Genomic DNA, 13755 nt, shown 5'->3' with positions numbered 1-13755 from the left:
GCCGGGACGTGGCCGGCCGGTCGCCTCAGGCGCCGGTCGGCTCCACGCGGTTCTGGGTGTGCCCGCCCGCGGTGGAGGCGGTCTCCTCGTCGGCCGTGACGGAGGTGGAGGACGAGGCGTGCCGGTCGTAGGCCGTCGCCGTCGCCACGACGGACAGGACGGCTGCGGCGGCGACCAGGAGTGCGGATATCCGACGGATCATCGGTCGTTCCCATCAACGGACGGATGCTGGCGGGTGCAGCATGGCACACCCGCGGCCCGCCGCACAGGGCCCGGAGCGGTGGTGCCCGCAGGGGAGGTCAGACGGCCCACTGCATGTCGAGCAGGGACCTGATCTCCCCCGCGGCGGAGGCCAGTTCGGCGAGGAAGGCGCGCAGCACCGGGTTGCGGTTGGTGGCGCGGGTGGCCACCCCGATCCGGCGGTGCAGCTGGGGGTGGTCCAGCCGGCAGACGTGCACCCCGGCGCTGTCGGCCAGGCCGAGCGCCGGGATCAGCGCGACGCCCATGCCGGCCCGCGCGAGGTTGATGGTGACCTGGTAGTGGTCGCTGCGGCAGCGCACCCGGGGGCGGAACCCCTCGGCCGCGCAGGCGCGTTCGAGCACCGGCTCGCCGGTGCTGCCGCCGTGCGTGCCGATCCAGCTCTCGCCCTCCAGCTCGGCCAGCCGCACCACCGAACGCCGCCCGAGCCGGTGCCGCAGCGGCACCACGACCAGCTGCGGCTCCTCGAAGAACATCCGTACGTCCACCGCCGCCTGGCGGCACCACGGGTCCAGCGGGTGCTCGAAGACCACGGCCACGTCCAGCCGGCCGGCCTCCAGGTCCGGCAGCAGCTCGTGCGGCTGGCCCATGATGAGCTCCAGCTCCACCTGCGGGTGCCCGGCCGCGAACGCCGCCAGCGCCCGGGGCAGCAGGTCCAGCCCGGCGGAGGCGAAGAAGCCGATCCGCAGCACACCGGCCGCGCCCTCGGAGTGCGCCCGCAGGTCGTCCTGGGCGACGGCCATCAGATCGGCGATCGCCTGGGCGTGCTCGGCCAGCCGCACCCCCGCGGCCGTCAGCCGCAACGACTGCGGAGCCCGTTCCACCAGCGCGACACCCAACTCCTGCTCCAGGCGGGCGAGCTGGTGCGAGATGGCGGACGGGCTCAGGTGCAGGGCCTGCGCCGCGGCCACGATGGTGCCGCGGCGGGCGATCTCCAGCAGGACGTGCAGTCGGGCGCTGTTCAGCATCGGCCCAGGTTAGGCCGTGTGTACGGGCTGCGCAGCCACCAGCTCGGCCTGGTCGGCCCGGTCGGCGGCCACGTCCAGCCGCAGCAGGTCGTGCTCGGTCTCCCGGCGCACCACGAGGCGGGCCCGGCCGTCCCGGACGAAGACCACGGCGGGCCGGGGCAGCTTGTTGTAGTTGGACGCCATCGCGTAGCCGTAGGCCCCGGTGACCGGGGTGGCCAGCAGGTCCCCGACCCGGAGGTCGGCCGGGAGCGCGGCGTCGTCGATGATCACGTCGCCGCTCTCGCAGTGCTTGCCGACCAGCCGGGCCCGCCGCGGCCGGGGCGCCTCGGGGCAGCGCGGCAGGAAGGCCTCGTAGCGGGCGCCGTACAGGGCGGGGCGCAGGTTGTCGCTCATCCCGCCGTCCACACTGACGTAGGTGCGGACGCCCTCGATCGGCTTGATGGTGCCGACCCGGTACAGGGTCATCCCGGCCCGGGCGGCGATCGAGCGGCCGGGCTCGACGCCCACCTCGCCGGTCCAGCCCGCGCCGCGCACCGCCGCGCGCACCCGCTCGGCCCAGACGGCGAAGGAGGGCGCGCTCTGGCCGCTCAGGTAGGCCACGCCCAGGCCGCCGCCCACGGTCAGCCGGTGCACCCCGGACTCCACCGCGAAGCGGGCCATGGTGGCGGCGCCGTCGGCCAGTTCGGCCGGGTCCAGCACCTGCGAGCCGACGTGGGCGTGCACGCCCTCCAGCCGTACGGCGGGGGAGGCGGCGGCGCGGCGCACCGCGGCCTCGGCGGCGCCGCCGGCCAGGCCGAAGCCGAACTTGGAGTCGTGGCCGCCGGTCTGGATGGACTGGTGGGCGCCGGCCGCGACGCCGGGGGCCACCCGCAGCTGGACCCGGGCCGGGGGCAGGCCCTCGGTGTGGTGCAGCCGCTCGATCCGGTCCAGCTCGTCGAAGCTGTCCACCACGATGTGGCGCAGGCCCACGGTCATCGCGGTGCGCAGCTCGGCCTCGTCCTTGTTGTTGCCGTGCAGCACGATCCGCTCCGGCTCCACCCCGGCGTACAGCGCGGTGCGCAGCTCGCCGCCGGAGGCGACGTCCAGCAGCAGGCCCTCCTCGGCGGCGAGGCGGGCCATGGCGGTGCAGAGGAAGGCCTTGGAGGCGTAGGCGACGTTGTCGCGGCCGAAGGCGGCGACGGCCTCCCGGCAGCGGCGGCGCAGGTGCTCCTCGTCGTAGACGAACAGCGGGGTGCCGTACTCGCGGGCCACCGCCTCCAGGGGGACGCCGCCGACGGCCAGCCCTTCGGGCCGGAACTCGGCGGTGAGCGGCAGCAGGCCCGGATCGACGGGCGGCAGGGCTGGCGACAGAGGGGACACGGCTTCCTCCCGGCAGGGCTGGCTGGCCCGCCCATCCTCGGCCCTGCGGGAGGGGGCGAGAAAGCGCATTCTTCCGGCGCTGACCAGTACGGAAATCGATGCTGCTCGATGCCGCCGACATCGGCGCCGCCGGAATCGACGCTCCCGACATCGACGCTCACGAACGACCGGTGTCCCGTGCGTGGACCACCGCGTCCGAAGCCATGCATCCAAGCTTGTATCTATGGTGCTACGGTGGCTCCATGCCCGACACCCCGCCACCCGCCCGCATCCCGGCCGCGGACCGCGCGTACGAACTGGCCAAGGACCTCATCCTCAGCGGCGGCCTCCCCGGCGGGACGCTGATCAGCGAGGGCGAGATCGCCGAACGCGCCGGACTCAGCCGCACCCCGGTCCGGGAGGCCTTCCTGCGGCTCCAGGCGGAGGGCCTGCTCCAGCTCTTCCCCAAGCGCGGCGCCGTCGTGGTGCCGGTGGGGCCGGGCGAGGCCGAGGACGTGCTGGAGCTGCGCGAGGCGCTGGAGAGCACCGCCGTGCGCCGGATCACCCGCCGCGCCGAGCCGCTCGACGACCTGCTGCGGCAGCTGTCCGAGCTGATCGACCTCCAGCGCGAGCCCGCCCGCCGCGCCGACGTCGGCGCCTTCGCGGACGCCGACGAGGCCTTCCACCGGGGCATCGTGACGGCCGCCGGCAACGCGCTCGCCGAGCGCTTCTACGAGACGCTGCGCGACCGCCAGCGGCGGATGGCCGTGCAGCTGCTCCAGCTCCGGCCGGAGCGGCTGGCCACGCTGGTCGAGGAGCACACCGCGATGGTCGAGCGCATCGCGGCCCGCGACGCCGCCGGCTTCACCGAGGCGCTGCGCACCCACCTGGACGCGCACCGCTGACACCCCCTGGCGCGGGGCGGCGACCCGCGTGCACCCCCGACGGACCGCCGGGACCACCATCCGACAAGGAGCAGCACCACCATGAGCACCACCCGGCGGCCGTCCGCCAGCCCCGTCGCGCCCACCGGCCGGGGGAGGCCCTGGCTGGTCGCGGCCCTGGCCATGCTCTGCTGCGGCTGGGGCGGCAACCAGTTCACCCCGCTGCTGCTGATGTACCGCCACCTCGGCGGCTACTCCGAGGTCACCGTCGACGCCTTCCTGGGGGCCTACGTGCTCGGGCTGGTCCCCGGGCTGCTGGTCGGCGGGGCGGCCTCGGACCGCTACGGGCGCCGCCCGCTGATGATCGGCGCGGTCGTCGCCTCGCTCGCCGCCAGCGGCGTGCTGTGCGGCGGCGTCACCGGCGAACTCCCCATCTACGCCGGGCGGTTCCTCACCGGCATAGCCGTCGGCATCGCGATGGCGGTCGGCACCAGCTGGGTCAAGGAGCTCTCCCAGGCCCCGCACGACCCGGCCGCCGACCCGGGCGCGGGCGCCCGGCGGGCCTCCCTCGCCCTCACCCTCGGCTTCGGCCTCGGCGCCGGGGTGGCCGGCGCGCTCGCCCAGTGGGGCCCCTGGCCGATGGTCACCCCGTACCTCGCCCACCTGCTGGTCACCGTACCCGTGCTGTTCCTGCTGCCGAAGGCGGTGGAGTCGCGGGCCCGCTCGGGCGCGGTCGGGAGCCTGTGGGCCGACCTCAAGGTCCCCGCCGCCGGGCACCGCCGCTTCCTGCGGGTGGTCCTGCCGATGGCCCCCTGGGTGTTCGGCTCGGCCGGCGTCGCCTACGCGGTGACCCCGCAGCTGGTCGGTGACCGGCTCGGCCACTGGTCGCTCGCCTACGCCACCCTGCTGACCGTCCTCACCCTCGGCACCGGCGCGCTGGTCCAGCCCTTCGCCAAGCGGCTCGACTCCCTGGACTCGGCGCGCGGCATCCTCGTCTCGATGGTCCTGATGGCCTGCGGGATGGCCGTCTGCGCCGGCGACGCGGCGCTCCGCTCACCGCTCCTCGGCCTCGGCGGTGCCGTCTTCCTCGGCGCCGCGTACGGGATCGGCGTCGTCTCCGGCCTGCTGGAGATCCAGCGCATCGTCACCCCGGACGACCTGGCCGGCATCACCGGCGTCTACTACGCCCTCTGCTACTCGGGCTTCCTGCTGCCCGCCCTGCTCGCGGCGCTCTCCTCGCTGGCCTCCTACACCGTGATGCTCTCGGTGGTCACCGCCCTCGCGCTCGCCAGCCTCGCCGTGATCGCCTTCTCCTCCCGCCGCACCGCCCCCGCCGCCGAGCCGGCCCTCGCCGGGTCCTCCGCGCTCTGACGACCGGTCGGCCCCCGCCGCCCCGCCCGCACACCGGGCGGGGCGGCGCGCTACCCCCGGGCCGAAATCGGCTTGCCCCGCCCGGCGCCGTACGGCAGGGTCCACACCATGCCTGAACTGGACGAACTGGAACTGCGCCGGGTGAGCCCCGACGACTGGCCGCTCTGGCGCGAGCTGCGCCTGGCCGCCCTGGCCGAGGCGCCGTACGCCTTCGGCTCGACCCTGGCCGACTGGCAGGACGCCGAGGAGGCCCGCTGGCGCTCCCGGCTCGACCTGCCCGGCGCCCTCGACCTCGTCGCCCTGCTGGCCGGCCGCCCGGTCGGGATGGCCAGCGGCGTACCCGTCGAGGCGGACGCGGCCGCCGCCGAGCTGATCTCGATGTGGGTCGGCCCGCAGGCCCGCGGCAAGGGCGTGGCGGACCGGCTGATCACCGAGATCGCCCACTGGGCCACCGACCAGGGCCGCACCACCCTCAAGCTGGCGGTCGCCCCGGACAACCCCGCCGCCCTCGCCCTCTACCGCCGCAACGGCTTCGCCGACACCGACGAGCCCGGCGACCTGATGGCCGACGGCCTACGCCGGGAGCTGGTCATGGCGAAGGCCCTGAAGACCCCGTAGCCGCGGCGTCCGGGCCGCAGGCCCGGACGGCCCGGACGGCAGGGGCCCCGGACAGCCCCCATGGTCCCGGGCCCCGACGCCGCCCCGGGCCACCGTGACCTTCACCGACCCCTGGGCGTTGAACCCGTTGGTCGGCCGAGAGACCGCATGCTCTGGTGAAGAATCGCGGGAGGGAAGGAGACGCGTTGTGAGTACAGCACCCCACATCCCTGACGACTACAGCACCGTCAGCGACCCCGAGCGGGCCTTGAAGTACGCGATCCAGCACATCGCGGGCACCCGCACCGAGATCGTCGAGGGAGTGATCACCCCCGTGTCACCGTCCTGGGCACACGAGTCCGCCGCCGAGGTCGTCCGTCGGCAGCTCAGCGCCCGGCTGGAACAGCTCGACCTGGTGTCCGGCTCCGGCAACCTCGACCTGCCCGGCAGCGAGAACTGGTACGTCCCGGACCTGGCCGTCGTGCCCGCCGAGCTCGCCGCGAAGACCGAAGGCGCGCTGCTGCCCGATCAGACCCTCCTGATCGTCGAGGTGAGTTCCCCCTCCAACGCGGAGACCGACCGGGTCGTCAAGCGCCGTCGCTACGGCCAGTACGGTGCTCCGCTCTACCTCCTCGTCGACCGGGAGCACCGCACCTGCACCCTGTACAGCGAACCGACCCGCCTCGGTTACGCCGAGGAGAGCGGCCCGCACCCCTTCGGCACGCCCGTTCACCTCCCGGCGCCCTTCGGCCTCGATCTCGACACGACCCGCCTGTAGCCGGCGCTGCCCGAACCTTCCGCAACAGGTTTCAGACCCTGGCGCCGTTCTTCGGGCGGGCGTGGGCCGGGAGGCCGTTGGCGAGGTCCTCGACCAGGAGGCGCCAGGCGATGGCGTCGGCCGCGGCGCGCAGTTGGGGGCTGCGGGGGCGGCCGGCGTCGGCGTCGAGGCGGGCGTTGAGCCAGTCGGACCACGCGTGGGCGAGGGTGCGGACCTCGTGGGTGCCGGTGTCGGTGGGGGCGAGCCGGTCGCCGTCGCGGGTGAGGTAGCCCTCGGCGGTCATCCGGTCGAAGACCGGCTCCAGGACCTCGGGCGGCAGCCGCTTGCGGGCGGCGATCAGGTCGAGCGAGGCGTGGCCGACGGCCTTGGTGTGGCGGGCCACCTCCGTCAGTGCCCAGGCCCCGGCCAGGTCGACCCGGGTGTCGGCGCCGCTGACGATGGTGCGGACGGTGTCCAGGTCCACGCCGCGTACGAGTTGGCAGACGGCGTACTCCAGGTGCGGGTCGGAGTCGCTGGTGGTCGGCTGGGCGAAGCCCTCGCCCATGTCGGTGGAGCCGGCCCGGGTGGTGTCGCGCAGCGGCACCTCCTTGAGGAAGAGCGCGACGACGAAGCCCAGGAGGGCCACGGGGATCGTCCACAGGTACACGGTGTGCAGCGAGTCGGAGTACGCCTGGACGATCGGTGCGGCCTGGGCGGCGGGCAGCGCGTGCAGGCCCTGCGGGCTCTCGGCGGCGCGGGCGAGCACGGCCGGGTCGGCGCCGGTGGTCCGGGCGGCGGCGCCGATGCCCCGGGCCAGGTCGCCCTTGAGGCTGTTGGTGTAGAGGGTGCCGAACACGGCGGTGCCGAAGGAACTGCCGATGGTGCGGAAGAAGGTGACCCCGGCGGTGGCGGTGCCGAGGTCCGTGTAGTCGACGGTGTTCTGCACGGCGATGGTGAGCACCTGCATGCTCAGCCCGATGCCGACGCCGAGGACGAACATGTAGAGCGAGGCGAGCGCGGTGCCGGTGCCCGGTTCGAGCCGGGAGAGCAGGTAGAGGCCGACGGCCATCACCAGGGTGCCGGCGATCGGGAACAGCCGGTACGCGCCGGTCTTGCTGACGATGTTGCCGCTGGTGACGGAGGCGATCAGCAGGCCGATCACCATCGGCAGCATCCGTACGCCGGAGACCGTCGCCGAGTCGCCGTCCACGTACTGAAGGAAGGTCGGCAGGAAGGTGAGCGCGCCGAGCATGGCGAAGCCGACGATGAAGCTGAGCACCGAGCAGACCGCGAACACCGGGTTGCGGAACAGCCGCATCGGCAGCATGGGTTCGACCGCCCGGGTCTCCGCCCAGCAGAACAGGCCGAGCGCCACCACGCCGGCGGCGAACAGGCCGATGATCGCCCCGGAGCCCCAGGCGTACTGGTTGCCGCCCCAACTGGTCGCCAGGATCAGGGCGCTGGCGCCGACCGCGACCAGCGCGATCCCCAGGTAGTCGATGACCGGCCGCACCGTCGAGCGCACCGAGGGGATGGTCCGGGCGGCCGCGGCCACCACCACGACGGCGATCGGCACGTTGACGTAGAACGCCCAGCGCCAGGACAGGTGGTCGGTGAACAGTCCGCCCAGCAGCGGTCCGATCACCGTGGCCACGCCGAACACCGCGCCGATCGCGCCCTGGTACTTGCCGCGCTCGCGCAGCGGGATGACGTCCGCGATCAGCGCCATCGCCGTCACCATCAGGCCGCCCGCGCCGATGCCCTGCACCGCCCGCCAGGCGATGAGCAGCGTCATGTCGGTGGCCAGGCCGCAGAGGAACGAGCCTCCGACGAAGACGATCGCCGACACCTGGAACAGCAGCTTGCGCCCGTACAGGTCGCCGAACTTGCCGGCCAGCACGGTGGCGACCGTCTCGGCCAGCAGGTAGGCCGTCACCACCCAGGACATGTGGGTGGCCCCGCCGAGGTCCGCGACGATGGTGGGCAGCGCGGTGCCGACGATGGTCTGGTCGAGGGCGGCCAGCAGCATGCCGAGCACGATGGTGACGAAGACGACGTTCCGCTGCCGTACGTCGAGCACTGGAGGGGCGGACGGCGGGGTCTCGGTGGCGACAGTCATGCGGCCAGCCTCGGGCGGGGGCGGGCCGGTCGCGATCCGGTTCGCCCGTTCGGGTGATGTGGGGGTCCGGCGGGCCCGGGTGGCGGCCCCGGGTGGGGCGGGCGAGGATGAGCCGAGCTGCCCGACGCCGAGCCGCCCGTAGCCGAGCCGTTCGCCGTCGAGCAGCCCGAAGCCGACGTGAGCCGGACGCCCGGACGCCCCCGTTCGCCCCTGGACGCCCCCCGTTCACTCCCGTTCGCTCCCGGTCGTCCCCCCGTTCGCTCCCGGACGCAGGGAAGGGGCCCACCATGACCGCCCGATCCTCCAGTGAAGCGGTGAACCCGCAGCCGCCCGGCGCCCCCGCCACGAACGGGCGGGCCGAGGCGCGGCGTTGGCAGGCGCTCGCCGTGTGCCTGGTCGCCGGGTTCATGACCCTGCTGGACGTCAGCATCGTCAACGTCGCCCTGCCCACCGTCCGGGTCGGGCTGCACATGTCGGACAGCGGCCTGCAGTGGGTGCTCAGCGGCTACTCGCTCGCCTTCGGCCTGGTGCTCGTCCCGTCCGGGCGGCTCGGCGACGCCCGCAGCCGGCGGGCCGTCTTCCTCAGCGGGCTCGCGCTGTTCACCGCGGCCAGCGCCCTGGCCGGGGCGGCCCGCAGCCAGGAGTGGCTGGTGCTGGCCCGGCTGCTCCAGGGTGCGGCGGGCGGGGTGCTGGTGCCGCAGGTGTCCGGCTTCATCCAGGTGCTGTTCCAGGGCGCCGAGCGCGGCCGGGCCTTCGGCGCGCTCGGCGCGACCATCGGGCTGTCCACCGCCGTCGGGCCGTTGATGGGCGGCCTGCTGATCCACCTGTTCGGCCCGCACGACGGCTGGCGCTGGGTGTTCTACGTCAACCTGCCGATCGGTGTCGTCGCCCTGCCGATCGCCTACCGGCTGCTCCCGCCGCCCCGCCCGGCCGCCGAGCGGGCCGGGCACCGCGACTTCGACCCGGTCGGGGTGCTGCTGCTGGGCGCGGGGACGGTCGCGCTGCTGCTGCCCTTCGTCCAGGAGCAGCAGTGGCACGGGGCGGTGCGCTGGCTGCTGCTGCCGGTGGCGGCGGTGCTGCTGGCGGCCTTCGTCGTCTGGGAGCGGTACTACGCGCGCAGCCGGGAGCCGCTGGTCAGCATGGCGCTGTTCGCGGTGCGGCCGTACGCGGCGGGGGTGCTGCTGTCGCTGGTGTACTTCGCCGGGTTCACCGCGATCTTCTTCATCTTCACGATCTACCTCCAGACGGGCCTGCACTACGCGGCGCTGACGGCCGGTCTGGCGGTCACCCCGTTCGCGCTGGGCTCGGGCGTGTCCGCGGCGGTCGGCGGACGGCTGGTGTGCCGGCTGGGCCGGCGGCTGGTGGAGTTCGGCCTGGTGCTGGTGCTGCTCGGGCTGCTGGCCTCGGCCGTGGTGGTGCAGTTCTGGTCGGCGCGCTCGATCGGCTGGGCGATGGCGCTGCCGCTGCTGGTCGCCGGGGTGGGCAGCGGGCTGGTGATCGCCCCGAACCAGACGCTGACCCTCCAGCACGTCCCGCTCGCCCGCGCGGGCAGCGCCGGCGGTGTGCTGCAGACCGCGCAGCGGGTCGGCTCGGCGGTCGGCATCGCGGTCGTCGGCTCGGTCTTCTTCGCCCACGCCGCCGGGCCGCACCCCGACTGGACGCTGGCCTTCCAGATGGGCGTCAGCGTGGCGGCCGGCCTGGTCCTGGCCGCCCTGCTGGTGGCCGTGGCGGAGGGTTCGGCGAGCCGCCGGGCGGCGCGGAGCGGGCCGTGACGGGCGGCCGCGGCGCTGTCGCGGAACCTCAGTGGTCCCGGCGCTGGACGACCGCCGCCGCGATCGCCACCGAGGCGAGCGACCAGAGCGCGTAGGTGGCCCAGGAGCCCGCGACGGTGGCCGGGTACTCGGTGGGGCGCAGGCCCGCCAGGGAGGTGCGGGCCAGGCGCTGCCAGGCGGGGAAGGGCAGGGCGTGCAGCAGGTCGGCCGTCCAGCGGTAGCGCTCGGTGACGAGGGAGGGCAGGAAGAACAGCACCAGTACCGTGCCGACCACCGCGCCCGCGCTGTGCCGGACGAGGGTGCCCAGACAGAGCCCGACCAGGGCGCAGACCGGGGCGAACAGCGCGGCCGCCGCGACGAAGCGCAGGGCGGTCGGGTCGGCGATGGACCGGCCGATGCCGAGGTCGGCCAGGACGGCCTGGGTGACGCCGAAGGAGACGCCCGCGCCGAGTGCGCCGAAGCCGAGCATCGCCGCCGCCAGCACGACCGCCTTGGCCAGCAGCACCGCCCGTCGGTCGGGCACGGCGGCCAGGGTGGTGCGGATCAGCCCGGTGGCGTACTCGCCGGCGATCAGGGTCGCGCCGACGCCGCCCGCGACCAGCATCACGATGTCCGCCGACAAGGTGTCGAAGGCGCTGTTGAGCGCGACCTGCGCCATCACCGCCGGATCCCCCGGGCCGGGGGTGTAGTGGCCGTGGGTGTAGACGGCCGACCTGAGGCCGGAGGCGACGACGGCGAGCGTGCTGAGGCCGAGCACCCAGGGGATCGAGCGCAGCGAACGGAACTTGAGCCACTCGGCGGCCAGCAGGTCGCCGAAGCGCGGGCGGGGGAGGGCGGGGGCGGTCACGGTGCTCATCGGGGCTCTCCGGCGAGGTATTCGACGCTGTCGGCGGTCAGTTCCATGAAGGCCTCCTCCAGGGAGGCGCCGCGCTCGGTCAGCGCGTACAGCAACAGCCGTTCCTCCAGGGCGAGTTCGCCGATCCGTCCGGCGTCCACGCCGGTCACCTCCAGGGCGCCGTCCGGGCCGGGGCGGACGGTGGCGCCGGCCGCGGTCAGGACGGCCGCCAGCCGGTCGGGTTCCGCGGCGCGGACGGTGACGGCGGTTCGACCGGCGCGGGCGGCGAACTCGGCGAGGCTCTCGTCGGCGATCAGCCGTCCGCGCCCGATCACCACCAGGCGGTCGGCGGTGTGCTCCATCTCGGCCATCATGTGGCTGGAGACGAACACCGTCCGTCCCTCGTCGGCGAGCCGGCGGAACAGCCGCCGCACCCACAGCACGCCCTCCGGGTCGAGGCCGTTGAGCGGCTCGTCGAACAGCAGCACCGGCGGGTCGCCGAGCAGCGCGCCCGCGATGCCGAGGCGCTGCCGCATGCCCAGCGAGTAGCCGCCGATGCGCCGCCCGGCGGCCCCGGCCAGCCCGACCTCGTGCAGCACCTCCTCGACGCGGGTGGCCGGGATCGCGTTGCTGAGCGCCAGCGCCCGCAGGTGCGCGGCCCCGGTGCGCCCGCCGTGCACGTCGCCCGCGTCCAGCAGCGCGCCGACCTGGCGCAGCCCGCGCGGCAGGCCGCGGAAGGGACGGCCGCCGACGGTGGCGGTGCCGCCGGTCGGGTCGCCCAGGCCGAGGATCAGCCGCAGGGTGGTGGACTTGCCCGCGCCGTTGGGGCCGAGGAAACCGGTGACGTGGCCGGGGCGGACGGTGAAGGTGAGCCGGTCGACGACGGTCCGGCGGCCGTAACGTTTGGTCAGTTCGATGACTTCGATCACGGGCACCACGGTGCCGGGACGGCCGGCCCGGGCACATCGGACCGGTGTCGACACCGCAGGTCGGCCCCGGTCGTACAACCTGGGTCGGATGCCGGACGCCACCCCGCTCGTTACGATCTCGAACCATGCCCGCGACGCCCCCGCCCCCGTTGTTCCGGCGTGTCCCGCCCGAGGCCTGGGTCGCCCTCGCCTGGTGCGTGGCCGTCGGCTATCCCGCCCTGCTGCTCGGCGGCGCCGAGCGGCTGCACCGGGGCGCCGCCCTGCACGGCGGCCTGGCCTTCACCCTGGGCGACACGGCGGTGGCCCTCCTCGGCGCCGCGCTGGTGCGCAGGGTGCCGGTGCTCTCGGTCGCGCTGCTGCTGGTCGCCACCTGGACGGAGACCGACGGCTGGGCCGGGAAGGTCCAGGTGCCCCCGGCCGCGCTGCTCGCCGTGGACGCCGCGCTGTTCCTGATCACCGCCCGCTGCCCGCGCCGCAGTTCACGGGCGGCCTTCGCCCTGGTGACGGCCTTCCTGGTGCTGCACGTCGGCCTCGTGAACGGCAACACCGTCGGCGTCTTCACCGGCACCCACGTCGGCGAGGCCGACGGCGCCGTGCTGCTCGCCCTGGTCGCCTGGCTCGCCGGGCGCTCGCTCCGGCAGAACCGGGAGCACGCCGAGGCGCTCAGCGGCCGGGCCGCCGCCGAGGCGGTCACCGCCGAACGGCTGCGGATCGCCCGGGAGATGCACGACACCGTCGCGCACAGCATCGGCATCGTCGCCCTCCAGGCCGGCGCGGCCCGCCGGGTGATCGACCGTCGGCCGGAGCGGGCCAAGCAGGCGCTCGGCGAGATCGAGTCCGCCGGGCGGGAGACCCTCGCCGCGCTGCGCCGGATGCTGGTCGCGCTGCGCGAGGCCGAGGGGGAGGCCCCGGCGACCGCCCCGCAGGGCCTGGGCGACCTCGACCGGCTCGCCGGGACGACCACGGCGGCGGGCGTACGGGTGGCGGTGCGGCGCGAGGGGGAGCAGGGGCCGCTGCCGCCGGAGATCGACCTGTCGGCCTTCCGGATCATCCAGGAGTCGGTCACCAACGTGGTCCGGCACGCCGGGGCCCGCGACTGCCTGGTGACCGTGGACCGCAGCAGGGAGGGCGAGTTGTCCGTGGAGATCACCGACCGCGGCCGGGGTGGGCGCCCCGGCCGGGGCGAGGCGCCCGGTGGCTTCGGCCTGGCCGGGCTGCGCGAGCGGGTCGCGCTGCTGCACGGCGAGTTCGAGGCCGGCCCGCGCCCGGACGGCGGCTTCCGGGTCGCCGCACGGCTGCCGATCCCCGGGGCCTCTCCCCAACGTCGCCCCGCAGACACGAGTTCGAAGACAGGCCGTGGGGCCGGGGAGGTGGTCGCGTGATCCGCGTCGTCCTGGCCGACGACCAGCCGCTGGTGCGGGCCGCGCTGGAGATGGTCATCACGGAGACGACCGACGTCGAGGTGGTCGGCGAGGCCGGCGACGGCGCCGAGGCCGTCCGGCTGGCCGCCGAACTGCGGCCGGACGTCGTGGTGATGGACATCCGGATGCCCGGCGTGGACGGCATCGAGGCGACCCGGCTGGTGACCGCCGCCGGCGGGCCGACCAGGGTGGTCGTGCTCACCACCTTCGACGAGGACGCCCACGTGTACGCGGCGCTGCACGCCGGGGCGTCAGGCTTCCGGCTCTTACAAGATTTTCGTAATCGTTGATCGCTTCAACTCGCCTGTGGTGTCGGCTTGTTGGCGGTGGCAAGCTGGCTGTGTGTGTTGTCGTGGTGGGGGACCTGCTGCCGCAGCTGGCCGCGGTGCAGGTCGAGCGAGTGGAGGCCAGCGGGGACCTGCTGCGGATCACGGCCCGGACCAGGGATGACGCTCCGGCGGTGTGTCCGGCGTGCGGGCAGGCGTCGGACTGGGTGCATTCGCGGT

The 13755-nt window shown here is 74.7% G+C and carries 13 protein-coding genes; 7 read left to right on the top strand and 6 right to left on the bottom strand.

Features of this window, described 5'->3' with window-relative positions:
- Positions 1–25: 25 nt before the first annotated feature.
- The 3 genes from RZ50_RS19315 to lysA all read right to left on the bottom strand — a co-directional run bounded on the left by RZ50_RS19315 (position 26) and on the right by lysA (position 2585).
- The gene (locus RZ50_RS19315) at positions 26–202 is read right to left on the bottom strand and encodes a hypothetical protein (protein WP_196950966.1); all 177 of its coding nucleotides are present in this window, start codon (positions 200–202) and stop codon (positions 26–28) included.
- 97 nt (positions 203–299) lie between these two features.
- Positions 300–1226: a LysR family transcriptional regulator gene (locus RZ50_RS19310; RefSeq protein ID WP_196950967.1), complete on the bottom strand. Its 927-nt coding sequence runs from the start codon at positions 1224–1226 to the stop codon at positions 300–302.
- A gap of 9 nt (positions 1227–1235) precedes the next feature.
- Positions 1236–2585, bottom strand: a complete 1350-nt coding sequence (lysA, locus tag RZ50_RS19305) for a diaminopimelate decarboxylase (protein WP_308271867.1) — start codon at positions 2583–2585, stop codon at positions 1236–1238.
- A 242-nt stretch (positions 2586–2827) separates the two neighbouring features.
- Here lysA and RZ50_RS19300 point away from each other — a divergent pair, with 242 nt between their 5' ends.
- From RZ50_RS19300 to RZ50_RS19285, 4 genes are all read left to right on the top strand, one after another.
- Positions 2828–3469 carry a GntR family transcriptional regulator gene (locus RZ50_RS19300; protein WP_196950969.1) on the top strand — a complete coding sequence of 214 codons (642 nt, stop codon included), beginning with the start codon at positions 2828–2830 and terminating at the stop codon, positions 3467–3469.
- 81 nt (positions 3470–3550) lie between these two features.
- On the top strand, positions 3551–4819 hold the full coding sequence (locus RZ50_RS19295) for an MFS transporter (protein WP_196950970.1): 1269 nt from the start codon (positions 3551–3553) through the stop codon (positions 4817–4819).
- A 108-nt stretch (positions 4820–4927) separates the two neighbouring features.
- A complete protein-coding gene (locus RZ50_RS19290) occupies positions 4928–5437 on the top strand; it encodes a GNAT family N-acetyltransferase (RefSeq protein WP_196950971.1) in 510 nt (169 codons plus the stop codon).
- 187 nt (positions 5438–5624) lie between these two features.
- Positions 5625–6194 (top strand): Uma2 family endonuclease, encoded by a 570-nt coding sequence (locus RZ50_RS19285; protein WP_196950972.1) that lies wholly within the window; start codon positions 5625–5627, stop codon positions 6192–6194.
- A 31-nt stretch (positions 6195–6225) separates the two neighbouring features.
- Here RZ50_RS19285 and RZ50_RS19280 read toward each other — a convergent pair whose 3' ends face one another.
- Entirely contained in the window at positions 6226–8292 is a 2067-nt protein-coding gene (locus RZ50_RS19280) for an MDR family MFS transporter (RefSeq protein ID WP_196950973.1), read from the bottom strand.
- Positions 8293–8579: 287 nt separating this feature from the next.
- Between RZ50_RS19280 and RZ50_RS19275 the strand changes: the two genes are divergently transcribed.
- Positions 8580–10064: an MFS transporter gene (locus RZ50_RS19275; protein WP_254802880.1), complete on the top strand. Its 1485-nt coding sequence runs from the start codon at positions 8580–8582 to the stop codon at positions 10062–10064.
- Between the two features lie 28 nt (positions 10065–10092).
- Here RZ50_RS19275 and RZ50_RS19270 read toward each other — a convergent pair whose 3' ends face one another.
- Entirely contained in the window at positions 10093–10920 is an 828-nt protein-coding gene (locus tag RZ50_RS19270; RefSeq protein ID WP_196950975.1) for an ABC transporter permease subunit, read from the bottom strand.
- Positions 10917–11828, bottom strand: coding sequence for an ABC transporter ATP-binding protein (locus RZ50_RS19265; RefSeq protein WP_196950976.1), 912 nt, complete (start codon positions 11826–11828; stop codon positions 10917–10919). Before RZ50_RS19265 ends, RZ50_RS19270 begins: the two co-directional genes overlap by 4 nt.
- A 125-nt stretch (positions 11829–11953) precedes the next feature.
- On the opposite strand from RZ50_RS19265, the gene RZ50_RS19260 reads away from it, so the two are divergent.
- A complete protein-coding gene (locus RZ50_RS19260) occupies positions 11954–13210 on the top strand; it encodes a sensor histidine kinase (RefSeq protein WP_196950977.1) in 1257 nt (418 codons plus the stop codon).
- Positions 13207–13539 (top strand): response regulator transcription factor, encoded by a 333-nt coding sequence (locus RZ50_RS19255; protein ID WP_374199959.1) that lies wholly within the window; start codon positions 13207–13209, stop codon positions 13537–13539. Before RZ50_RS19260 ends, RZ50_RS19255 begins: the two co-directional genes overlap by 4 nt.
- The last annotated feature ends 216 nt before the right edge of the window (positions 13540–13755 follow it).

Origin of the sequence: Kitasatospora sp. SUK 42 (genome assembly GCF_015776785.2) — a bacterium.
Lineage (GTDB): Bacteria > Actinomycetota > Actinomycetes > Streptomycetales > Streptomycetaceae > Kitasatospora.
Note: the sequence above shows the minus strand (reverse complement) of the source record. Positions and strands in the feature narration are given on the sequence as shown.

What these genes read in the sequence shown, in the direction of transcription:
- RZ50_RS19295 (WP_196950970.1), top strand. Translation starts at nt 3,551, where the DNA reads ATGAGCACCACCCGGCGGCCGTCCGCCAGCCCCGTCGCGCCCACCGGC.
- RZ50_RS19275 (WP_254802880.1), top strand. Translation starts at nt 8,580, where the DNA reads ATGACCGCCCGATCCTCCAGTGAAGCGGTGAACCCGCAGCCGCCCGGC.
- RZ50_RS19290 (WP_196950971.1), top strand. Translation starts at nt 4,928, where the DNA reads ATGCCTGAACTGGACGAACTGGAACTGCGCCGGGTGAGCCCCGACGAC.
- RZ50_RS19315 (WP_196950966.1), bottom strand. Translation starts at nt 202, where the DNA reads ATGATCCGTCGGATATCCGCACTCCTGGTCGCCGCCGCAGCCGTCCTG.
- RZ50_RS19280 (WP_196950973.1), bottom strand. Translation starts at nt 8,292, where the DNA reads ATGACTGTCGCCACCGAGACCCCGCCGTCCGCCCCTCCAGTGCTCGAC.
- RZ50_RS19300 (WP_196950969.1), top strand. Translation starts at nt 2,828, where the DNA reads ATGCCCGACACCCCGCCACCCGCCCGCATCCCGGCCGCGGACCGCGCG.
- RZ50_RS19270 (WP_196950975.1), bottom strand. Translation starts at nt 10,920, where the DNA reads ATGAGCACCGTGACCGCCCCCGCCCTCCCCCGCCCGCGCTTCGGCGAC.
- RZ50_RS19310 (WP_196950967.1), bottom strand. Translation starts at nt 1,226, where the DNA reads ATGCTGAACAGCGCCCGACTGCACGTCCTGCTGGAGATCGCCCGCCGC.
- RZ50_RS19260 (WP_196950977.1), top strand. Translation starts at nt 11,954, where the DNA reads ATGCCCGCGACGCCCCCGCCCCCGTTGTTCCGGCGTGTCCCGCCCGAG.